General features: G+C 43.7%; 21 protein-coding genes and 5 tRNA genes. 5 read left to right on the forward strand and 21 right to left on the reverse strand.

Translation table 11 applies throughout. The annotated features are described in order from the left end of the window. Positions 1-25 precede the first annotated feature (25 nt). The 3 genes from uspE to AC0J2X_RS08795 all read left to right on the forward strand — a co-directional run bounded on the left by uspE (position 26) and on the right by AC0J2X_RS08795 (position 3,074). Complete coding sequence (gene uspE / locus AC0J2X_RS08785) at positions 26-949, forward strand: universal stress protein UspE (protein ID WP_239240714.1); 924 nt, start codon at positions 26-28, stop codon at positions 947-949. A gap of 148 nt (positions 950-1,097) precedes the next feature. After that, the gene (ttcA, locus tag AC0J2X_RS08790; RefSeq protein ID WP_014949598.1) at positions 1,098-2,051 is read left to right on the forward strand and encodes a tRNA 2-thiocytidine(32) synthetase TtcA; all 954 of its coding nucleotides are present in this window, start codon (positions 1,098-1,100) and stop codon (positions 2,049-2,051) included. Continuing rightward, a complete protein-coding gene (locus tag AC0J2X_RS08795; RefSeq protein ID WP_014979378.1) occupies positions 2,052-3,074 on the forward strand; it encodes a patatin-like phospholipase family protein in 1,023 nt (340 codons plus the stop codon). A 14-nt stretch (positions 3,075-3,088) separates the two neighbouring features. On the opposite strand, the gene AC0J2X_RS08800 is transcribed toward AC0J2X_RS08795, so the two are convergent. The 17 genes from AC0J2X_RS08800 to ovoA all read right to left on the reverse strand — a co-directional run bounded on the left by AC0J2X_RS08800 (position 3,089) and on the right by ovoA (position 17,651). Continuing rightward, complete coding sequence (locus AC0J2X_RS08800) at positions 3,089-3,736, reverse strand: DUF2987 domain-containing protein (protein ID WP_014976627.1); 648 nt, start codon at positions 3,734-3,736, stop codon at positions 3,089-3,091. Further along, complete coding sequence (locus AC0J2X_RS08805) at positions 3,733-4,524, reverse strand: glucosaminidase domain-containing protein (protein WP_014949601.1); 792 nt, start codon at positions 4,522-4,524, stop codon at positions 3,733-3,735. The genes AC0J2X_RS08800 and AC0J2X_RS08805 overlap by 4 nt, the downstream gene beginning before the upstream one ends. Further along, positions 4,517-5,248 carry a YciC family protein gene (locus AC0J2X_RS08810; RefSeq protein WP_014949602.1) on the reverse strand — a complete coding sequence of 244 codons (732 nt, stop codon included), beginning with the start codon at positions 5,246-5,248 and terminating at the stop codon, positions 4,517-4,519. Before AC0J2X_RS08810 ends, AC0J2X_RS08805 begins: the two co-directional genes overlap by 8 nt. A gap of 82 nt (positions 5,249-5,330) precedes the next feature. Next, positions 5,331-5,957, reverse strand: coding sequence for a LysE family translocator (locus tag AC0J2X_RS08815; protein WP_014949603.1), 627 nt, complete (start codon positions 5,955-5,957; stop codon positions 5,331-5,333). A 12-nt stretch (positions 5,958-5,969) separates the two neighbouring features. Then, entirely contained in the window at positions 5,970-6,695 is a 726-nt protein-coding gene (gene cobB / locus AC0J2X_RS08820; RefSeq protein ID WP_187446478.1) for a Sir2 family NAD+-dependent deacetylase, read from the reverse strand. Between the two features lie 82 nt (positions 6,696-6,777). Then, positions 6,778-7,608 carry a sulfurtransferase gene (locus tag AC0J2X_RS08825; protein ID WP_075177962.1) on the reverse strand — a complete coding sequence of 277 codons (831 nt, stop codon included), beginning with the start codon at positions 7,606-7,608 and terminating at the stop codon, positions 6,778-6,780. A gap of 122 nt (positions 7,609-7,730) precedes the next feature. Beyond that, entirely contained in the window at positions 7,731-8,228 is a 498-nt protein-coding gene (gene tpx / locus AC0J2X_RS08830; RefSeq protein ID WP_014949606.1) for a thiol peroxidase, read from the reverse strand. Positions 8,229-8,302: 74 nt separating this feature from the next. After that, positions 8,303-8,995 (reverse strand): tRNA-uridine aminocarboxypropyltransferase, encoded by a 693-nt coding sequence (locus AC0J2X_RS08835; RefSeq protein ID WP_014976631.1) that lies wholly within the window; start codon positions 8,993-8,995, stop codon positions 8,303-8,305. A 128-nt stretch (positions 8,996-9,123) separates the two neighbouring features. Beyond that, positions 9,124-9,210: transfer RNA gene (locus AC0J2X_RS08840), tRNA-Leu, on the reverse strand. Between the two features lie 59 nt (positions 9,211-9,269). Further along, positions 9,270-9,343, reverse strand: a tRNA-Cys gene (locus AC0J2X_RS08845). 41 nt (positions 9,344-9,384) lie between these two features. Next, positions 9,385-9,460: transfer RNA gene (locus AC0J2X_RS08850), tRNA-Gly, on the reverse strand. Between the two features lie 169 nt (positions 9,461-9,629). Next, entirely contained in the window at positions 9,630-10,202 is a 573-nt protein-coding gene (gene pgsA, locus AC0J2X_RS08855) for a CDP-diacylglycerol--glycerol-3-phosphate 3-phosphatidyltransferase (protein WP_014949608.1), read from the reverse strand. Between the two features lie 123 nt (positions 10,203-10,325). Next, positions 10,326-12,143, reverse strand: a complete 1,818-nt coding sequence (gene uvrC / locus AC0J2X_RS08860) for an excinuclease ABC subunit UvrC (protein WP_039227661.1) — start codon at positions 12,141-12,143, stop codon at positions 10,326-10,328. Positions 12,144-12,174: 31 nt separating this feature from the next. Then, complete coding sequence (gene uvrY / locus AC0J2X_RS08865) at positions 12,175-12,819, reverse strand: UvrY/SirA/GacA family response regulator transcription factor (protein WP_014949610.1); 645 nt, start codon at positions 12,817-12,819, stop codon at positions 12,175-12,177. 180 nt (positions 12,820-12,999) lie between these two features. Continuing rightward, a complete protein-coding gene (locus AC0J2X_RS08870) occupies positions 13,000-13,728 on the reverse strand; it encodes a pirin family protein (protein WP_156078395.1) in 729 nt (242 codons plus the stop codon). Between the two features lie 210 nt (positions 13,729-13,938). Continuing rightward, positions 13,939-15,402, reverse strand: coding sequence for an aminotransferase class I/II-fold pyridoxal phosphate-dependent enzyme (locus tag AC0J2X_RS08875; protein WP_472995954.1), 1,464 nt, complete (start codon positions 15,400-15,402; stop codon positions 13,939-13,941). A 137-nt stretch (positions 15,403-15,539) separates the two neighbouring features. After that, positions 15,540-17,651 carry a 5-histidylcysteine sulfoxide synthase gene (gene ovoA, locus AC0J2X_RS08880; RefSeq protein WP_041693498.1) on the reverse strand — a complete coding sequence of 704 codons (2,112 nt, stop codon included), beginning with the start codon at positions 17,649-17,651 and terminating at the stop codon, positions 15,540-15,542. A 428-nt stretch (positions 17,652-18,079) separates the two neighbouring features. Between ovoA and AC0J2X_RS08885 the strand changes: the two genes are divergently transcribed. Next, on the forward strand, positions 18,080-18,481 hold the full coding sequence (locus tag AC0J2X_RS08885) for a hypothetical protein (protein ID WP_069944394.1): 402 nt from the start codon (positions 18,080-18,082) through the stop codon (positions 18,479-18,481). Between the two features lie 70 nt (positions 18,482-18,551). Here the strand turns inward: AC0J2X_RS08885 and AC0J2X_RS08890 are convergent. From AC0J2X_RS08890 to AC0J2X_RS08905, 4 genes are all read right to left on the reverse strand, one after another. Then, positions 18,552-18,643, reverse strand: a tRNA-Ser gene (locus tag AC0J2X_RS08890). Positions 18,644-19,044: 401 nt separating this feature from the next. Next, positions 19,045-19,136, reverse strand: a tRNA-Ser gene (locus AC0J2X_RS08895). 169 nt (positions 19,137-19,305) lie between these two features. Further along, positions 19,306-20,196, reverse strand: a complete 891-nt coding sequence (locus AC0J2X_RS08900; RefSeq protein ID WP_423088324.1) for a DODA-type extradiol aromatic ring-opening family dioxygenase — start codon at positions 20,194-20,196, stop codon at positions 19,306-19,308. A gap of 176 nt (positions 20,197-20,372) precedes the next feature. Continuing rightward, positions 20,373-20,822: a DoxX family protein gene (locus tag AC0J2X_RS08905; protein WP_014949616.1), complete on the reverse strand. Its 450-nt coding sequence runs from the start codon at positions 20,820-20,822 to the stop codon at positions 20,373-20,375. Between the two features lie 194 nt (positions 20,823-21,016). On the opposite strand from AC0J2X_RS08905, the gene AC0J2X_RS08910 reads away from it, so the two are divergent. Continuing rightward, positions 21,017-21,922 carry a LysR family transcriptional regulator gene (locus AC0J2X_RS08910; protein ID WP_075177980.1) on the forward strand — a complete coding sequence of 302 codons (906 nt, stop codon included), beginning with the start codon at positions 21,017-21,019 and terminating at the stop codon, positions 21,920-21,922. Positions 21,923-21,965 lie beyond the last annotated feature (43 nt).

Raw genomic sequence — 21,965 nt, forward strand, 5'->3', positions numbered from 1 at the left:
TAAGTTTCGTAGTTAGGGGGACGTTATGATTGAGTGTAAACGAATTCTGGCCGTGGTAGATGCCGAGCGCGATAACCAACCTGCACTAAGCCGAGCTTATGAACTCGCTTCAAAAACAGGCGCTTCAGTTACCGCAATGATGGTGGTATACGACTTATCTTATGATATGACGACCATGCTTAGCCCGGATGAGCGCGAGTCAATGCGCGATGCAGTTACAAAGGAGCATGCAAAATGGCTTGCCACCCACTTAAGAGAACAAGGATTCACTGAAACTGATATCGTTGTAGAATGGAATAATCGTGCGTATGAGTCGATTATTTACTACACCCTAAACAATCAGATAGATTTAGTGGTAAAGGCAACCAAAAAGCACGACGATCTTGCTTCTGTTATTTTCACCCCCACCGACTGGCATTTAATGCGTAAATGCCCTCGCCCAGTATTGCTCGTTAAAGAGCACGACTGGCCAGAAGGAGGAGAGATTATTGCTGCAGTAAACGTAGGCAGTGAAGACGATGAGCATGCCGCACTTAACGATAAGCTCACCCTCATTGCTAACGACTACGCCTCTTTATTGAAAGGTAGCGTAAATTTGGTCAACAGTTACCCTTCTACACCACTTAATATCGCCATAGAAGTACCTGAGTTCGACCCCGATACCTATCACGACGCGGTAAAAAATCATCATTTAAAAGAAATGCGTAGTCACGCGTTAAAGTACGGTATTCCTGAAAACAAATGCGTAGTAAGAGAAGGCCTTCCGGAAAAAGTTATCCCGCAAGTGGCAAAAAGACTGGATGCAGAGCTGGTTGTTATTGGTACCGTTGGCCGTGTGGGCATTTCAGCGGCCCTAATTGGTAACACTGCAGAACACGTGATCGACGAACTCAATTGCGATGTGCTTGCTATTAAGCCAGATGGATTTGTGTCGCCGTTGTCGGTGTAGTCTTTTCATCAGTACCGCATAGCCCGTGTTTGCCGTTACTTAGCGGCCAACACGGTATGTCACCAACAAATTTAACTTCACAAGCATGGTCTCGAAAAGCCGCTTTAATGTATAATGGTGGCTTTATCACAAACCAAGCTAGTTAATTATGAGTTTAGGCACAAACAGTGCTGACGCGTCGCCATTAAATGCTGCGCAAAGTAAGCAAAAGTACAACTTCAACAAACTTCAGAAACGACTTCGCCGCAATGTGGGTAAAGCCATTGGCGATTTCGGTATGATTGAAAACAACGACAAAGTAATGGTGTGTTTATCTGGCGGTAAAGACAGCTACACCATGCTAGATATTTTATTGTTTTTAAAGAAGATTGCGCCTATTCACTTTGATATCGTTGCGGTTAATCTTGACCAAAAGCAGCCTGGTTTCCCAGAACATATCTTGCCTGAATATCTAGAAAGCATTGGCGTTGACTACAAAATTGTAGAAGAAGACACCTACTCTATTGTTAAAGACAAAATTCCAGAGGGAAAGACGACTTGCTCTCTCTGTTCTCGCTTGCGCCGTGGTATTCTGTACCGCACGGCAAAAGAGTTAGGTGCGACTAAAATTGCATTAGGTCATCACCGCGACGACATGCTAGAAACGTTTTTCCTCAATATGTTTCATGGTGGCAAGCTTAAGTCTATGCCGCCAAAGCTAGTCAGCGACAACGGTGAACACATCGTTATTCGTCCATTGGCGTACTGCACAGAAAAAGACATCGAGAAATATTCTCAGGCCGCTGAATTTCCGATTATTCCGTGTAACCTTTGTGGCTCACAAGAAAACCTACAGCGCCAAAACATAAAGGCTATGCTTCAAGACTGGAACCGTCGCTTCCCAGGTCGTATAGAGTCGATGTTCCGTGCGCTTCAAAACGTAGCGCCTTCACACTTAATCGACAGCAACCTTTATGATTTTAAAGCTATAGCTACACAAGAAGGCCCGGTAGAAGACGGTGATATCGGGTTCGATGAACCTTCTTTCACTACAGAAAATAGTACGGACTTCAGTGATGAAGATAATACTATTGAAGTAATAAACATTATGGAACCTAAGTAAATGAAAATCGGACTTGCGCTAGGTGCCGGTGCCGCAAGGGGCTGGACTCACATTGGCATAATTGAAGCATTAGAAAAACTCGGCGTAAAAATTGACGTTGTAGCGGGATGCTCTATTGGTGCCTATGTTGGTGCTGCCTACGCAAGTGGCAAGCTGGAAGGATTGAAAGAGTGGGCCTGTTCCCTCAGCGACTGGCAGGTACTTGCTCTTATGGGTGTAGGACTTAGACGCGGCGGCATTGCCAGCGGACAGAAGGTTTTCGACAAGCTAGCAAGCGAGTTTTGTGAATCGACTTATGAAGACATGCTTAAGCCGTTTGCGGCTGTAGCTACCGACCTTTATACAGGCCGTGAAGTGGTGTTTAACTCTGGTCCTATTGGAGACACCATTCAAGCATCCTGCGCTATTCCCGCACTTTTCGCGCCCGTAGCACACGGTGATCGTTGGTTGGTAGACGGTGCCGTTGTAAACCCTGTACCGGTGAACTTATGTCGCCAATTAGGAGCCGATTTTGTAATCGCGGTTAACCTTAACGCCGATTTCCGACCACTTCGTCTTGAAAAGTTGAGACAAGATCATGAAGAAAACCAGCGCAAAACTGAGGACTTTTTTACAAAGAGTCAAAACGTACTACGGCAATGGTTTTCCCCTGACAACAAAGAAGAAAAAGCCCTAGAGAAAAAAGACGAAAAAGACAGCGTCTCGGCTGGCAATGTAAAGACTGAAGAAGGCATTGCTTCTGATGTGATTGAAAAAGTGGAAGAAGAGTTGACCGAAGTCCCCGCTAAAGTGAACAAGCGGAACCCGCCTGGAATTATGAGCGTGATGAGCAGTTCACTTGAGATACTTCAAGCTCGCGTCACACGTTCACGTTTGGCTGGCGATCCGCCTGACATTCTTATTGAGCCTCAGCTTACCGACGTGGGTATTATGGAATTCCATAGAGCCGAAGAGCTATGCGCGAAGGGCGAAGAGACAATCGCGCGTTTAGCAGAGCAAATAAGGTATCAGCTTCTTACCTAATCCCAAATATGCATTTAGCTTGAAGCCATAGCGGTAACACGTAGCGGCGCATGAGGCAGTGTTAAGCCTTTTGCGTCGTTGATCCAATCTTGTTCTAGATGCAATACGCCGTTATTGATTTGCACACCTTGTGGTGTAATGAAATCTAAATTCTTGTCATCAAACTGAATCATCAAGCCCTTTACCGAAGGCATCATGAAAGACAAAAAGCTTCCCATTTCATTAAAGAAAGCTTCGTACTGACCATACAAAAACGTAAGGTCGTCTTTTGTGTAATACTGCTTAAGATATTCCGGCTTGGTTTCAAGTTGTACCGACATATCACACACGTTCGCGCGTTCGTTTAAATCGATGCGAACCAGTGCGTTGGCAAGTTTCAGGGCCTTTTCAGTAGGCACCGTGAATCGCCCTTCACCACTCACTTCTAAGGGCATTGTTTTCTTATCGGTTACGATAGACGCTCCGTTAACTTCACATAAACGCCCTTCGCCAACACGAACAAACCCGAATGCAAACTGAAGTGCTTGGGTATCTTCATTATCCAGCTTTTTAACATGGCTATAGAAACGGCTGTACTCAACATCTATCGTTTCAGCAGCAACGGAAGAACTGCCTACACCAATAAACAGAGATGAAGCAAAAAATAAAGCAGCGCGTATCATTCGGATAAAAACTCCTCGTTAAATAGGATCATAGTTTGAAGCTCTTCAACATAAGCGGCTCCTCGCTCAGAATAGTTCATTAGCCCTTCAGCTAACGCAACACCAGTAATAGGAATTTGGTTTGCACGCAGTCGACTGCGGATCTCTCTTAAATCCGCATACGCGTCGTGGCGGTTTAAATTTCGCATGTAGGTGTACGTTGCACGCGACAAACTGTCGAATTTAGCAACTTCATGAGATGCCCCATCGTTTCGACGGTTAGGAACAAAACCACACCCCTTAGAGAAACACCATAAGCCAAAGAAGTTATAGCCCTTTCTTGCGAACCGGCTGGTGCCCCAAGCTGACTCATTCGCGGCTTGCACGAGCACGAGTTCGGCTGGTAGAACATCAATCTTTTGTAGCAAAGCTAGCAATTTTGATTTTAGCGGCTGCGTTGGCTTAACTCGATATTCCTCTTCTAACCATTCAAGCCTTGCCATATCTTCTTCAGAGAGCGTCTCGTTAGCTAACGCCTTTCTATATAAGGTTTGTACGTAATGTCTTAGCGTGAGTAGATACGCATTCTGCTTCTCTATTTCGGGACGTAAATAGTTAAAAAATGCCTCTTTCTTCTCTTTTACATCTGTATAGGCAGAGAAGTTAGGCACCGGCTTTTTAGCTTCAACCGTTTGCGGTATATCTAAAATATCCGGTTCGTCCTCAGTAAAAATTATGGCGTTAATGACGATTACCGCCAATACGCCTAACGTAATGAGGACAATTTTAAAGGTTTCACGCTTATGCATCGAAGCTAGACTCATTCACATCGTTTTCAGATGCTTCCGTGCTTACTCCCTGCTCGCCAATCAGTTCCTGATAGAGCAAGCCCATCATACTAAAATAAAAAGGTAATACCCAAATAAGTGAAAAGCCCAGCGTTAATGGCACCGACACAAACAGTAAAAAGAACACACCAAATATGCTGGCGATTTGAGCCCAGTATGCATTAAATACACGACACGACAGGATGATCGCGCTAATTGGCGTTAACTTTCTGTCAGCAACCAACATAAGTGAAAAGGACGAGGCTAAATAAAAATAAACGCCGGGTATAATAAGCAACATCATACCTAGTTGAACAAGAATACTGTTCACTAGCTGAGTTAGCGCCAGCAAAAATATCAAGGGGAAAAACTGGAATACGGTAAATACTGAAGTTTTAGTGCCGCGGGCAACAAAAACGCCCATCATATACAACCCCGTCAACAGCGGGGCAACGATGCAGATTGCAACAATTTCTATGATAGACTGATGCTCGAATACATAGGTCCCATCGTCATTTATTGTGATGTACTGCTGAGCAAATACACCTAACACGACAAACGTCAAAAATAGAACAACACTTCCCTGCAGCAATGATGAAAAGTTTGCCTTTGTTAAACCGGCAGCGCGGCGCAATAGACCTTTGGTATCAAATTGATACTGTTTAGACAACGTATTGTTCAGGCGGTCTTGGTTTACGTCTTTCACACAACTCTCTTATCTTTATGAAAAATCGGCGCGATTATACCAATTCACAAAAACAAATGCCTGTTTGTAAGGTAAACAAACGTTAACCTAGTACTAATTTCGCAGCTAAACCGACGAGTAGCACCCCCATCGCACGGTCTAACCAATACCCTTTTTTACCAATAAGCTCAGCTACTTTACTGGTGCTCAAAAGGTATGAAAGAAAACAGAACCACAGTCCAGTAGCTATAGCTAAATAGATACCGTAGCCAAGTTTCACTGTAAATGGAGTATCAATACTAATAATTGCAGTAAACAATGAGAGGAAAAATAGCGTTGCTTTTGGGTTTAGTCCATTTGTGAGAAAGCCCATCCAAACTGCGCGCTTTGCAGATATGTGGGATGTTTTCTTTTCAGCGTTAACTGCCTGGTCCTGCTTTACAGGCCCGCTTCTAAGCGCACCAAACGCAAGGTACAATAAATAAGCTGCGGCGGCATAGCTAAATGTGGTGAATAACCATGGAGTAGTAGCAATAACCACACTAAGCCCCACTAACGAGTAAGCCACATGCAGTAATATAGCTAAGCCAATCCCTATACTGGTGTACATGGCGATACGTCTGCCATAGGCCACGCTGTTTCGAACAACCACCGCGAAATCTGGCCCTGGGCTAGCAACAGCCACAAGGTGTACCAACGCAATGGTAAGAAACTCATTCATATACTGCATGTTATGCGCCTCCTACAGCGCGTACTTTGACATTAATTGATCAACCCATTGTGGGACGATGTGAGAAGCAGGGCCTGTTAGCGATTCATCGAACAATGCATTAGTTACGCCCGGCGCCAAATTTGCCTCTATGGTGTGTGCGCCACTTTCTTTAGCGATCTGAACAAAACCCGCGGCAGGATAGACATTACCTGATGTGCCAATGGCAATAAACACATCAGCCTTTGAAAGCGCATCGTAAATCTCTTCCATGTACATGGGCATTTCACCAAACCACACGATATCCGGTCGTAAGGTTACTCTGTTGCAACACGGGCATTTAGTGGTGTGATCAAAACTATCACTCCAGTCAAAAGTCTGCTGGCTTATAGCGCAGCGCGCAGATAGCAGCTTGCCATGCATATGGTAAACAGACTGGCTTCCACCGCGCTCATGCAAGTCATCCACATTTTGAGTAACCAACATCAGGTTGCTACCGAACGCTTTCTCAAGTTTGGCCAGCGCCTCATGCGCTGCATTAGGATTCACGTCGTCTTGCTGTAACTGCGCACGTCGAGCGTTGTAAAAGCGATAAACTAAGCTAGGGTTTTGTTCAAAAGCCTCTGGGGTGGCCACCTCTTCTACGCGATGATTTTCCCAAAGGCCGTCATTATCCCGAAATGTCTTTAATCCAGATTCAGCGGAAATACCCGCACCGGTAAGAATAACAATATTGGGTAGAGATTGATCAGATGGCATCAGGTTGTTCTTACTCTGTAGTTATAGCGCTAATTATACGATTAGCATGTTGTATATTTACTTCGTTAAAAGCCGCGACTCTTTACATATCTTTGACCACAGGATATTGAGTATCAGCGCCCCACTCTGACCAAGAGCCATCGTATACTGAAACCTGAGTAGCGCCGCACAATAATGCCGCCACACCAATTATGCAGGCGGTAACGCCAGAACCACACGTACAAATAATAGGTTTGCGTAAATCGATATTAGCGCGGTCAAAAATAGCCTTAAGATGATCAACTGGCAAAAAATGCCCGCTTTTGAGTAAGGTGTCAAAAGGAATATTAAACGCTCCAGGCATATGACCTGAACGTACTCCTTCACGAGGCTCTGACACTTCTCCTTTGAATCGCGGCGCGCTACGCGCATCAACAAGTTGTGCTTCAGTATTTATTGCCTGAAGAACTGCACCGGAATTTGCGAACCAACCAGGCCTAGGTGTAGCTTGATAGGTTAATTTTCCGTATTGTTGTTGTTCTGAAACCGGCAGCGCTGCTTTTTCCCATGCAGGCTGTCCGCCATTCAATATATAAACATCTTGGTGGCCCAACGCTTTTAACATCCACCACACTCTTGGCGCAGAATATATTCCACGGGTATCGTATACCGTAATAGGTGTATTCGCTGTTATACCCTGATTACCAAGATAAATTGCAAGGTCATTTGCAGAAGGCATACTGTGAGGGAGACCTGTAGTGTGATCGCTACCTTCACTATCTAAGTCAAAGTCGACTGACGCAGGTAAAACCATTGCCGTGCGCGTATCTGGTGTTTTTGAAACGGGGTCGTCCATTAACGCTCGTACAAGCGTTACCGGCTTTTGTTGCATTACATTGGCTAATTCACCAACTGAGAGCAATACCGATGCCATTACATTCTCCTAAAAGGCACCCACATCAGTGAGTGCCCTGTAATACCCCGATAAAACAAATCGGTACGTATTCAAACACATCACATAGTTAGCTAACCAACTAACCTATGTTGCGGATCTACTTAGCTAAGAGCTGCGATAGCCGCGTCGTAATTCGGCTCTTCTGTTGTTTCTGCAACTTGCTCTGTGTAGACCACTTTGCCTTCGGCATCGATAACCACTACTGAACGAGACAGCAGCCCAGTAAGCGGCGCTGATTCAAAGGTTACACCATAGTCATCACCAAAGCTTGAGCGGAAAGTCGAGCCTGTAAGTACATTTTCAATACCTTCAGCACCACAGAAGCGACCCGCTGCAAACGGAAGATCTGCCGATACACAGATAACTGTAGTGTTATCCAATTTTGCCGCTTCTTCGTTGAATTTACGGACAGACATTGCACATGTTCCCGTATCGATAGAAGGGAAAATGTTTAATACCACATTTTTTCCTGCAAGCTCAGACAGTGTTACTTCACCCAAATCTGCTTTCACTAATGTAAAGTCTGGTGCAGATGTGCCTACTTCAGGAAGCTGACCCTTTGTCGTAACTGTATTGCCTTGAAAAGTAACTGATGCCATTCGCTTTCTCCGTGTTTTGTTAATATGAAATAGTGGATGTAAAACAATACTTTCGCAAATAAAAGTGACGCTTTTTAAATGTTACTTTTAACCTGCGACTCTGCAAACGCAAGCTTATGCTGCAAATGCGGCTTACCTTTTAAATATTCCCGTCTAAACACACTGAAATAATGCGCTAAGGTTTGCGCCCCTTGCTTCTGTTCTGCAAGGTCTAAAACGCTAATACCAACTTCAGCAGTACAGTGTTGGAAATCATGTGTAGATTCGCGTAGTAAATAATCTGACGCTACGTCCATACTCACGCCCAACACAGGAAAGTCATGCAAGTAAGGGCTTTTCACGAACATTTTTTTTGCTTCACGCCACGTTCCATCCAAGAAAATAAATAGTAACGTTTTCCCAGTATTCAATGGTGGCGTATCAATACAACGTTCAGCTGCAGCATATTCGTGTGGAAATACCACGATAGGAAAATATTTTTCGTTGCGAAGTAACGCCAATAGCGCCTCTTCTGGCTCGGTGCGCTTCCACAAAAATGCGTGGTTATCTTTAACCACGTCCGCAATTAAACGACCGGTATTAGTAGGCTTATAATATTCGCCTTTGTACATCAAGAACAAAACCGCCACATCAGTGCCAGCCTCAGGCTTAAATTCACAAATACAGTTTTGCGTTGGAAGCAGACATGCGTCGCAGCGAACTACTTTACTCCCACGAGCGTGAAATGGACGTTCAGCACGAGATAACTCGTCTAAACGAAGTGACATAACAGAATTCAAGATAGTACGTCTTTGCCAAAATTTTTACGGATTTTACCATAGTAATTTGTGATAAAAGAGCGTAAATATCTTATCAATTTTTTGATTAAAAGTTGGAATGTTTGGGAGTAGATAAATGGTGCCCGGGGCCGGACTTGAACCGGCACGCTGTTACCAGCGAGGGATTTTAAATCCCTTGTGTCTACCAATTTCACCACCCGGGCATCGGGTTGCTTTTCAGCAAAGGTGTCAGGCGTAGAACCTGATGCTGCGTTGCAGCGTTTGGAGGCGGAACCCGGAGTCGAACCGAGATAGACGGATTTGCAATCCGCTGCATAGCCATTCTGCCATTCCGCCAGATGCGTCTGGCGCGTGATTAAAACTCATCTCTAAGAGATTGGAGCGGGAAACGAGATTCGAACTCGCGACCCCGACCTTGGCAAGGTCGTGCTCTACCAACTGAGCTATTCCCGCATGTCTTAATCGACCATTTCGTTTGGTTGATGTCCTCTCGAAATGTGGGGTGCATTCTACCTACCCATTCAAAACTGTCAACACAAAAAAGCGTTTAAATTGAGATAAATGCGGTTTTTTATGATCGTTTGCTATTTTTTTATTCACTTTGATTAATGTACGTTCAATTTCACTTTACTGCGCCACTTCGAAGGTGTGGCCAGGCCGCTTTTGTATAAACAAACATTGACCAAATTGACAGCACTGCTGAGAAATATAAAAGAATATAACCTAAAGAAACCCAATAAATAGTTATGCCCATAAAGGTTTCTAATCCCGACAACAAGCCAATTAAGGCTAACATTTGCGCAGTGGTTTTTGCTTTACCTATAAAAGACACTTTAACCGCATCCCTTACACCATTCGAACCCATCCATTCACGTAACGCCGACACATAAATTTCACGAACCAATAGCGCAATAGATGGCAACGTGATCCACAGGTTTGCATAACTATGAGTAATCATAAGAAGAGCAGCGCCCACAATGAGCTTGTCTGCTACAGGATCTAAGAATGCACCAAAGGGTGTAGACTGCTGTAGTTTTCTTGCTAGATAGCCGTCAAACCAGTCCGTTATTGCCGCAAGCCAAAAAATAAATGCGCCTGCCTCGTGCGCCCAGCGCCAATCAAGAAAATAAACAACTACAAATACAGGAATAAGGATTACTCGGAATAAAGTAATACAGTTTGGAACAGTCCACATAAAAAGTACGTCTCGGTGTTATGCCTCTATGGGCGTTTTAGCGCGGTAGCGTATAAGCTCTGCATCTTTCATTTTTGTAACACATTACCTTAATTTGTAATGCATTGCTTGTTACTCATTCATTTATTGATGAAGGTGGTCGTAAATAGTTTCCGCCAGTTCAGGGCTTATACCAGGTACATTTGAAATTTCATCTTTGCTGGCTTTCTTAAGACCCTGCAATCCCCCCATGAATTTAAGCAGTGTTTGTCTGCGTTTAGCACCAATACCAGGTATGCTTTCCAAACTCGATGTGGTTTTAACTTTCTGGCGTCGGTTGCGGTGCCCAGTAATGGCAAATCGGTGAGATTCATCGCGAATATGCTGAATTAGGTGAAGCCCTGGCGAATGGCTGTCCATCGGCAGAACCTGATGGCTACCTGCCAGTATTAGTGTTTCTAAGCCAGGCTTACGGGTGGTGCCTTTTGCCACGCCTAATAGCATAGGCTTTTTATCATGGGGCCAATCTTCAAAAAACGCTTCTGCTTGGGCAAGCTGTCCTTTACCACCGTCTATTAATAGAAGGTCAGGTATTTTTTGCACTTCTTTCACTGACTTGTAGCGACGTTTTAACGCCTGTGCCATGGCCGCGTAGTCATCACCTGGGGTAATGCCTTCTATATTGTATCGGCGATAGTCACTTTTGTGCGGACCTTCACGATTAAATACTACGCACGAAGCCACCGTTTGCTGGCCAGACGTATGTGATATATCAAAACACTCCATGCGTTGAATAGGCGTATCAACTTCCAGTGCCGCTTCTAAGTCGAGATAGCGTGCAAACACAGACTTTTGCTGACTGTATTGAGCATCTAACGCAGTTTGCGCATTTGACTGCGCCAGCTGCAGGTACTTGCGCTTCTCTTCCCTCGCCCCTTTGAAGAACTGGACCTTGTGTCCCGCTTCACTGGCTAGTACATCTGCTATCGCGTCTTCGTCAGTTAATGTATTGCTAAGTACTATCTGCTTGGGAATAACTTTGTTACCCGCCAGATAGAACTGTAGGAAGAAAGATTCAAAAACTTCTTGTTCATCGGCAGTGTTGGGTACTTTGGGAAAATAGGCCTTGCTGCCTAACAACTGCCCTTCACGAATAAACATTACCTGAATACACGCCATATTGCCTTTGAACGCAAACCCAAACACATCCATTTCGTCTTGAGTACCGGCAACCCACTGTCGTTCTTGAACTTTTCTTAGTGCATTAATCTGATCGCGGTAACGGGCAGCAGCTTCAAAGTTGAGTGCCTCGCTGGCTGCTTCCATCTTTTCCACCAGCCCACCAATGACCTGCTGGTTTTTACCTTTCAAGAACAAGCGTGCAAAATTGACCTGCTCTTTATATTCTTCATCGCTCACATAGCCTTCTACACACGGCGCACTGCAGCGCTGCATCTGATACTGAAGACAAGGTCTGCTGCGTGCTCGGTAATAGCTATCTTCGCACTGACGCACGGGGAAGATTCGCTGCATTGAACGCAAGCTTTCTCGCACCGACCACGCACTGGGGTATGGGCCAAAGTATTCGCCCTTTTTCTTTTGAGGGCCGCGATGGAAAGAAAGCCTTGGATGTTCGTGGTCGGATAAGAAGATAAAGGGATAAGACTTGTCGTCACGCATGACCACGTTGTAACGCGGTTTGTATTTCTTGATGAAGTTGTTCTCAAGCAAGAACGCTTCGGTTTCGCTGTTTACAACCGTGACATCCATGTTCGCAATCTGACTAACTAGCGAACGCGTTTTGGCGTTATCAAGATTACTACGAAAATAGCTTGATACACGCTTTTTAAGGTTTTTGGCTTTTCCTACGTAAATAACCTCTTCCTGACTATTGTACATGCGGTACACGCCAGGTTGAGAGGTTAGATTCTTAAGAAATGCTGCTGAATCAAATGCAGACATAATCACTTTGACGTTGCGCGTCTAGTGACGCTTAAAAGGTGTTAGGATTGATAAGCTTATGACGATAGGCCAAGTGCGTTAGCTCTACATCAGAATTTACGCCTAACTTTTGAAACATTCGGTAACGGTAAGTATTAACCGTTTTTGAGTTAATACTGAGTTCTCGGGCTATATCCGGCACTTTGTGACCTTCGGTTAATCGCATTGCTATTGTAAGTTCTCTACTCGATAGCTCGTCAAACGGATTATCCGAACTAGGCAATAACTTACCGATGGCGATGCTATTGGCCACTTCTTGATCAACATACTTTTGTCCTGCCGCAACTTTATGGATAGCGCGTATTACTTCGTCTGGCTCTGCATCTTTTGTCAGAAAACCGTATGCGCCTGCGTCCATAACTTGCATTGGAATAGGACTTTCCTTGTGCATTGAAACACAAATAACACGCGTATTTTCAGACATACGAACAATTTTCTTTGTCGCCTCCAGTCCACCAATACCGGGCATATTCACGTCCATGAGTACCACATCTGGCGCGTTTTTTCGGCACAAAAGTACCGCGTCTTCACCGTTCTTCGCTTCTGCGAGAATAGTAAAATCGTCTACGTCTTCCAGAATCCGGCGTATCCCTGTTCTGACCAAATCATGGTCATCTGCTAGGATTATTTTTATCACTCTAGTATCTCACTGACTTCAGTTTTACATACAACTGGAATAAAGGCTGATAATGCTCATTAATGAGAAGTATTACCAGCCTTTAACCTTATCCAAGTCATCATACCACGAGATAAGAATTCGTGAAGTAGAGATACACAATTTGAAACTAAATTATTGATCTAGATTACTTTTAGGCAGCTATTTAGGTAATTCAAACCACAAGGCCACACTTTCCTCTGAGGCTTTCAGACGAATGATGTCTTGCTCGTAAATACCCAAAGCATCGCCTGCCTCTATTTCAAATGCATTCGTTTCACTGTCTACCACAGCCTGTACATTACCGCTAATCATATGAAGGTAACCCTTTTGGTCTTCAGTGCCATGCTCCCATGTTTCGCCAGCTTTCAAAGTTAAACGGCTGATTGCCGCATTTTGCTTAATGCGTAATGACCCTTCCCTACCGTCATCACTTACTAATAATTCAAGCTTTGAATCATGGTTATTTCCACCCGCCTGTGTGCCAAAGGTTTTTTGCGCATAGCTGGGCGTACCGCCTTTTTCATTGGGCACAATCCAAATTTGCAGAAAGTTAACAGGCTCTTCAGTAGAAGGGTTAAACTCTGAATGCATAATACCCTTACCTGCACTCATTACTTGCACGTCACCCGCAGGCACTACGTACTCATTACCGGTATTATCTTTGTGCTTTAAAGCACCGCTCACAACATATGAAATTATCTCCATATCTCTGTGACCGTGGGTTTCAAAACCTCTGCCGGCCTGAACAACATCGTCATTGATAACCCGTAGCGCTGAAAACCCCATATGTTTTGCATCATAATAATGTCCAAACGAAAAGCTATGTTGGCTTTTTAGCCAGCCAAAGTTCACTTTTCCTCTTTCATTCGCTTTTCTCAAATACATCATCTTGCATTCCTTATAACCGTAAGCCGCCACTGGCTCTTCTCCCCAACAGGAGTAACGCTGGGCGGTAGAACATGTGTCAAGGGCTAATTATTTAATAAGGCCATTTTAATCCTCTTTAATAGGAATAAAATGTCATATATTTGAGCTTATTATTCTAATATTTAGAATTAAACTAACTATCGGTCAACAGATGCGGGTTAAGCTACTACGCTAAGAAATAAAGCACAGTCTTTGCAGCGCGGTTTCTACAACCGCAGGGTGACAGGCTAAATTTAGCCTAATATGGTGTGGAGAACCAAAGGTCGCGCCGTCGTTACCTATCACGCCTCGCTCAATACATCTTTCCACAGTGGTCACGGGTGAATATTTGAGAGGTTGACGAGAAGCGTCACCTAAAGGAGCTCCATCCACAGAAGCGATACTGTTCGGCTGTGTTAAATGCGAAGGGAATGTTGAAAGGTCTAGCCACAAGAAATAACCAGCGCTGCCCATTGTATAATTAACAGATAAACCATAGTGCTCAAAGAAGCGCACAACAAGCTTTCGGTTGAAGCTCAACGCACTTTTTACGCTGTCTAACCAAGTACTTCCCTTCTCATAGGCGGCAATCAACGCAACTTTTCCTAAATTACTTGCGTTCAGGTGCCTGCTATTAATAGCTTGGGAAAACGTCTCTCTGATCGTTTTATCCTTAATGACCGCATACGATGCACCTGGAATACTCGCTAGGTTAAACGCCTTGGATACGCTATTGATGTGGATAATGCGTGGCAGTTGATGAGTATGGATGTTACCACCGTTTTGACTTTCTTTGCGCCTCTCGCTCTTATTGCTTACCTCTGCACCAAACATGGGGATTAGCGTTGGTTCATTTGACGAGTTAAATGCAAACTCGCTGTGCACCTCATCAGTGATCATTAAAATATCGTTCTTGGCGCAGAAGCTCATAATAACACGCTGCTCTTCTGCACTTAATACTGTACCTGTAGGGTTATTAGGATGGCAAATCACGAATGCAGCCGCAGCACTATCGAAGGCTGAAGTATCTATAGTTGCGTTAGAACCTTCGACGTCTTCCTGACGACTCTTGTCGCTATCCTTTGTCGCGGTAACTTCAGAAAGCTTAGTCTGAATTTGACGCGTGTTTTGAATGACTGGAATAGATACTGGCGTTAAGCCGTTATTATGAATGGTCTCTGTTAAAGGGGAATAGGTTGGTGTTAAAACCATGACTTTTTGACCAGGTTGGCAAAAAGTGTGAAGCGCAACGTCTATTGCTCCTATTACGCTCGCAACATCCACAACATCGCCACTTTCTACTTTAAAGCGACTACTTTTTTGCGTGGTACGCTCAAAACGTTTTGCTACCGCGTCACCGATATCAAGGGACTGATATCCATAAGTAGAGCGAAGGTTTTGTGTAATCGCGCTGAGAATTTCATCACAAGGCGGGATGTCCATATCCGCTATCCACATTGGAATAGGGTCTTGCTGAGACGCGACAACGTTCGCTTGAGATGAAGACGCGCCCTGAAAGCGGCGAAATATCGCTGAATATTTAAGACGGGTTTGATCGAGTTTCAGGTGAGAAGGTGCCTGCCATACATCCTTGTAAGGCATAAACTCGCTTTGCATAGCGTTGAACACGGGGAGATGGCTTAGCGCGTTGCTCACCTTCACATTATCCTATCTATATAGCCTTACGCATTTACTATTGGCTAAAGGCCTTCTGAATTCTATTATATTTATAAGCGCGAAACACGCGTACCGCGCTCACTTTATGCTACACACACACTTTAATAGACACCGTGTTATTCTATCTTTTCAAACACGTTAAATTCAGAAAGCGTATGTTGGTATTTCCGCTTTGTTTCTCGAATGACAAATGGAATGTCTTTAGGTTCAGCAATTCGTTTAAAGCTATGACCTAATGCATCTTCAAGCGCCTGAGTAGAGCTAAGCGTTTCACCATTTTCATCTTTATAGCCGCCCAACCATTCACTTCTTTCGGTATACTCTTCCAACCATGTAAAGGGGCTGGCGACAACGAGCAATCCACCTTTATTTAGCCGCGTGGCCATGTCCGTTAATACCTTTCTTGGACTATACACTCTATCAATAAGGTTGCCTAAGAAGATCAAGTCGTAGCCTGTGAATTGCGGCTTCAAATTACACGCATCACCTTGTGCGAACGCAACGTTGTCTACACTGTCATCTAAACCGAGCGCAGAGAGCTTGCGCGCCTTAAACGACGTAAGTTCACCTTCTTCTATAAGGTTATAGCGTATTTCACCACGCTCTTGCATCTCAAACGCTGTTTTTATAAAACGTGCAGAAAAATCGATGCCATCGACATGATCGAAGTATTTTGCAAGTTCAAAGGTAGACCGACCAACGGCACACCCCAAATCTAACGCTTTAGCGTGTTGACGCCCTTGCATAGCGTCAATACAAAACTGCGCACTGGCTTTAGCAAAATTAGGGACACCGTAGTACTCGTCGCCGTAATGGAATTCACTGTATTGCGAAACCTGTGTATCACTTTCATAATCAAAATCGTTCACTGCTATAACTCGCTTTCCTTGAACATACCGAAACCCCGCGTGCTGAAAGAAGTGGCGCCTAAAAGCGTAACGACTATCTTTCATTGCTTCGTTACCTGTAGATACCCAACTGCCGCCTTTAATGAGGTTATGCTTATTGTCGAATGTGGGTGTTGTAAAGTCGTCATATAAAGGATGAACGTTAAAGCCCTCAAATGGATAGATGGGTGTTTCTGTCCATTGCCATACGTTGCCAACAACATCATAAAATTCGCCGGACTTATTAACATTAACAGGTTCACTCGACGCATACTTTTGCAGCGCTATGTTGAACCCTTCGCTGTATACGGTTTGTGTTACACCAGCCTGCTGTCGTAACGCTTGCCATTCATTTTCAGTCGGCAGACGAATAAGATCACCCGTTTTTTCACTCAAGTAGTTACAAAACGCTTTCGCTTCATGATAATTCACATCCACAGGCCAATCTAAAGGTAGTGGATGCTCTTCAAGCATGCTGCGATATAAATAATCATCGCCCTTTTTAATCCAAAATACAGGATACTGAGCTTTAGTGTATTCACGCCACTTATTGCCTTCAGCCTCCCAGTATTTTGCGTTGTTATAGCCGCCTTCTTGCACAAATGATAAAAACTCACCATTACTTACAAGAAATTTAGACGCACTAAACTCGCTAACGGATTCTTGCTGAGAACCATATTCATTGTCCCAGCCGTAATAAGCACTGTCCCACGCTTTGTCATTTATGACTTTCTGTGCCGGAACGGTCATTAAAACATTAGCCTCTAACGCTTCAGCATTAGTTTGCATAGTGCCACATGCAGGCCATACTGGGCTGGGGCGTACCGATGCAATGGGTAGCTGTCTGATTAGAACAGATGAGGTTTCTAAATGAATACGTTCATGCTCTATTCCCATAACAACGGGCCACATTGGACTTTCCCAGTCAATAGGCATGCTGAAAGACATGGTATCTATTAAATCGCATACCAATGTGCGCACTTGATTACGATATTGACGCACCTCTTCCACCTTCGGCCAGTCGTAATTTTCATCGTTAAGATCATCCCAACTCATTTCATCAACACCAATGGCAAATAGCGATTCAAATTTTGGGTTAATGCGCTCGTTTATTGCCTTAGACAGTACTAATTTATTGATAAAGAAAGTAGCAGTATGACCAAAATAGAAAATTAACGGATGGCGCAACTTTTCAGGTCGTTGATAAAATACGTCATCATTGGCAAGACAAGAGAAAAGCGATTCGTAGGTATCAAAGGAATCGAGGAAATAAGCCTTAATTTCCTGTCTTTTTTGCTCAACTGTTCCGTCCCGTAAATTAAGTGTGGGCATTGCCTGCATAATGTCCTCTCGATTTTTGTTATTACTACCAACTGCGTAGGACCAGCGCCATAAGACTAAAAGAAGAGCGCTTTAAAATGCCGTAATGATTTCAGTTGATTGCTAACCCTTTATGTATACCAAGCTTTTATGAATAAAGCGCGACATAACTAGGTTTTTATGGAATGTCCTGTAATTACAAGATACAGACAGGATGAGATCAGAAAATATTTCATAACAAACTTATGCCTGCGATGATGCTGTGAAACACCGTTCAACTTAAAGCTCGTGATCATAAAAAGCATGGAGATACCGTTGGTTATCATGTTACGTTTACCTAGCTTACTAAATGCCCGATTCAACGTTGGCTAATAAGCTGCGTCGGTAAACAGCATACTTATACGCTTATACCTTCACACCTTCAGAAACGAAAAAGGATTTTTCTTAACATGAAATCAGTAATTTACATAGCAGTAACGCTGCTCTCGTTGTACGGTTCACCCGCGACTGCAGCTGACAACTATACTAATGCGCTTCTCAATGAAGCCGTTCAAAAAGGCAATAAGAGTACCCCTTTAATTGTAAACCCAACACTCACTATGGAGCGCCTATCAACCAGTGACGGAGAGATCACTTATCACTATCGCTCTATGACGTTGACTCAAAACAAAGGCGTTAATCAATTTGTAGAGGAACAACAAAAGAAGCTCTATCCGTATGTGTGCACTTCACCCTCGCAAGAAATTTTTAGGCGACATGGAATTACAGTTAATTATTTGTACAACGATAAGAATAATGATTTTTATGCGGTGATAAGTATCGACACTACAACGTGTAACGAGGTTGGTTGAAAACGTTCTAGCAGCACGTTTTTATTTGACCCATAAAAAAACCCGCAACAATGTGCGGGTTTTTCGTATTTGGCGGAGAGTGAGGGATTCGAACCCCCGGTGGGTTTGACCCCACGTCTGATTTCAAGTCAGGTGCATTAAACCGGGCTCTGCCAACTCTCCTGAAGTGACGCTTATCTTAATGATTTACGTGACGCTGTAAAGCACTAATTTCAATTAAATCAATCAACTGGTGAAATATTCACCTTTTCGCAAGAATAATAACCATCTTGGTAGAAAATGACCTGCGTTCTCATTATTTAAAAACACTATTAGCGTTAACCTACTATAAATGCACGTAAAACTTAAAACGAAGTTTTTTAAAAGCGATTGAAGTTCTCACTCAAAAATTCTCATTAGGTATTCTATGCACGTAGACAGTTCATGATGCCAAAATGATAATGTTCGTTTAGCTATGAACAATATAGTTTTGCGTAGGTTTCACTCTTGGCTACAGCCATATACTAAAGCGCGTAAATTTAGCCCATAAAAAAACCCGCAACAATGTGCGGGTTTTTCGTATTTGGCGGAGAGTGAGGGATTCGAACCCCCGGTGGGTTTGACCCCACGTCTGATTTCAAGTCAGGTGCATTAAACCGGGCTCTGCCAACTCTCCTGAAGTGTTGCGTATCTTAATGATTTATGTGGGACTGTAAAGCACTAATTTTAACATTTTTACTCAAACGACCAATTGATAATCAAAGTGTTCAAAATTTAATTGCTCTCGTTTAACGCAGGCGTTTTTCAATCAGGTGTTGCACTGACGCGGCAATGTGAAGCACTGGTCAATCACACCACATAAACATGCTTGCAGGTTTGGTTAGAAGCGTTAAAGACAGAGCTTTATCAGCTGCTCTATTATTAACGCCATAACAAACATGGAGTGGAAGAAGGTGCTCTTCTCTAGGATGGGCGTATCGCGCATCCGGCGCGCTGTACCATTCAACAAGACGAGCTTTGCGTTCATTCTCGCTGTAGGCACTGGTCTGCATAGTTGTCTGAAGCCAGTTATTAAAGCGCGTTGCTTTTCGCATTGCATCATCGGAGCTATCAAAAAAGCCCTGCATATTGTGAAAAGAAGACCCCGAGCCCAATACTAAAATATTCACTTCGTTCTTTGCTTCACTATTTACAGGCTCTACCCCGAGTTCAACAGCTTTCCTAATTGCTTCCCCCAATAGAACATGCTTTTTAGAATCCAAATCAGACGTAATGGATAGTTGAATACAGGGTACATCGGCACTGGGATACATAATACTTAGGGGAATGAACATACCATGATCGAAACCTCGTGCCCTATCCTCCCGTACAGCTATGCCTTGTCCTGCTAAACGCTTTAGTAATAAAGTTGCAAGTGCTACTTCCCCTTTGGCCGGATATTCAAGGGAATACGCCTCTTTAGGGAAGCCATAATAGTCATAAATCAAGGAAGGTTCTGGGTGAGTAGTTACACAGACTTCAGTATCTTCCCAATGGGCACTAATCACTATGACTGCATCAGGTTTGGGTAAATCTGTTGATAATGCTTTGAGCGCTTCAATCATTTCAATGTGATATGCAGGCGTTCTCGCCTCTCCTACTGACTGCATTTCAAGAAGTGGAAGCGGCCCACCACCATGAGAAATATAAGCGGTGTTAATTCTCACAGACGGGCGAGTTTGCGTTAGCTGTTGCATAAAACCATACCTTGTTAGATGTAGAGAATACCATTCCTGCATTCGCACGCTTCGCTAGGAAACTTGCCAGCGTCTTATGAGTGGGCAATTATCTATGCGGATTGATATAAGGGCTCTATAGCCATTGAAACCGGCGCATTTGGGCCGGTTTCGTTAGTCGTCGAATCTCACAACCGCTATTTATTAAGCTTGTGACTAATAAGAGAGTCGATTGAAAGTTTACCGCCACCTTGAATAGCTAGCGCACCTGTTGCAGCAAGTAGCGTTAGTGCAAACTCGTAACCGTTGTTAGTCATAAATAAACCGTTTGCTGCATGTACACTAAAAATCGCAATCACCATTGTGAATGCACTTACTAAAGCGGCTGGGCGTGTTAGAAAACCTATAATAAGCGCTAGCCCGCCAAAAAACTCAGCGCTGCCGGCCAGCAATGCCATTAAAAAGCCTGGCGCTAAACCAATGCTTTCCATCCACTGACCTGTGCCTTCTAGTCCATAACCACCAAACCACGCAAAAAGCTTTTGTGCGCCGTGTGCGGTAAGAATAATGCCCACAGGCACACGTAAAACCAAACTAGAAATACTGCTGTTAGAAGTAAAAATGTTTTTCAGAAATTGCTTGTTCATTGTTGAATCCTCAAAGTCTCTCGTAATTGAAAGTGTCATATCTAAAAAGTGATGAACGCTCCGCCTGACTTCATTGAGTTGGTACAGCGCTAACCTGATGTATATAGAATAGTTACCAACACCTATTGAATAAAGCGGTTAAACATTGAATGATTACCAACAATTTGTTGTTTATAGAGGCGAATGGCTAAACGATGGATAAATTATCGCTACTGAAAACCTTCTGCGTTGTTGCGAATGAAGGCAGTTTTACAAAAGCTGCAGAAAAGCTAGACACGTCAAATCAACTCGTAAGCAAGTATGTTGCCGAATTAGAGAAGCAACTTGATACGCGTTTATTCAATCGCACTACAAGAAAAATTCACCTAACCGAGGCTGGTCAACAGTGTTTGCAACATGCAAATCATATTCTTGAAAGCGTAACCGATATGGAAAGTCAGCTTGGGTTGCTCAATACAGAAGCAAAGGGAGTTCTGCACGTAAGTGCCCCTGTCTCTTTCTCAACATTACATTTAGCGAGTGCACTCAGTGCGTTTCAACAAGCACACCCTCACGTATCGATAAACTTGCAGCTAAACGACAGAAAGATTGATGTGATAGACGAAGGGTTTGATGTAGCAATACGTGCAGGTCACCTAGCTAACTCGTCGCTGGTGGCCAAGAAAATTACAACGATAAAGCTGGCCCTGTGCGCTTCACCAGCCTACCTGGAAAAATATGGCACACCGCAACATCCAGCCGAATTAAAACCAGAACACTATCTTGAGTACTCCTACGTCAACTATGATAACGATAAATCAGTGCTTATTGCGGCGCTTAAAGCAAATGCCCAGACTGTGACGCCCAAGCTAACCGCGAATAATGGAGAAGTCCTAACCAATGTAGCAAAGCAGGGTGAAGGTTATGTACTTCAACCTACCTTCATTGCCGGTGAAGCGCTCAAAAACGGGGAACTCGTGTCCATACTGGACGATTTCGTACCGCAAGCTATCTCTTTGTATGCGGTCTATCCTCATCGTAAGCTCATTTCTAATAAGCTAAGGGTTTTCATTGACTTTTTATCAAGCTATTTTGAAAGTACGCCCTACTGGGACAAGTAAATCGCGGTACGCGTAACGCTTAATTTATGTGGTAAAAACGTAA

It is taken from the genome of Alteromonas sp. R7, from assembly GCF_055755235.1.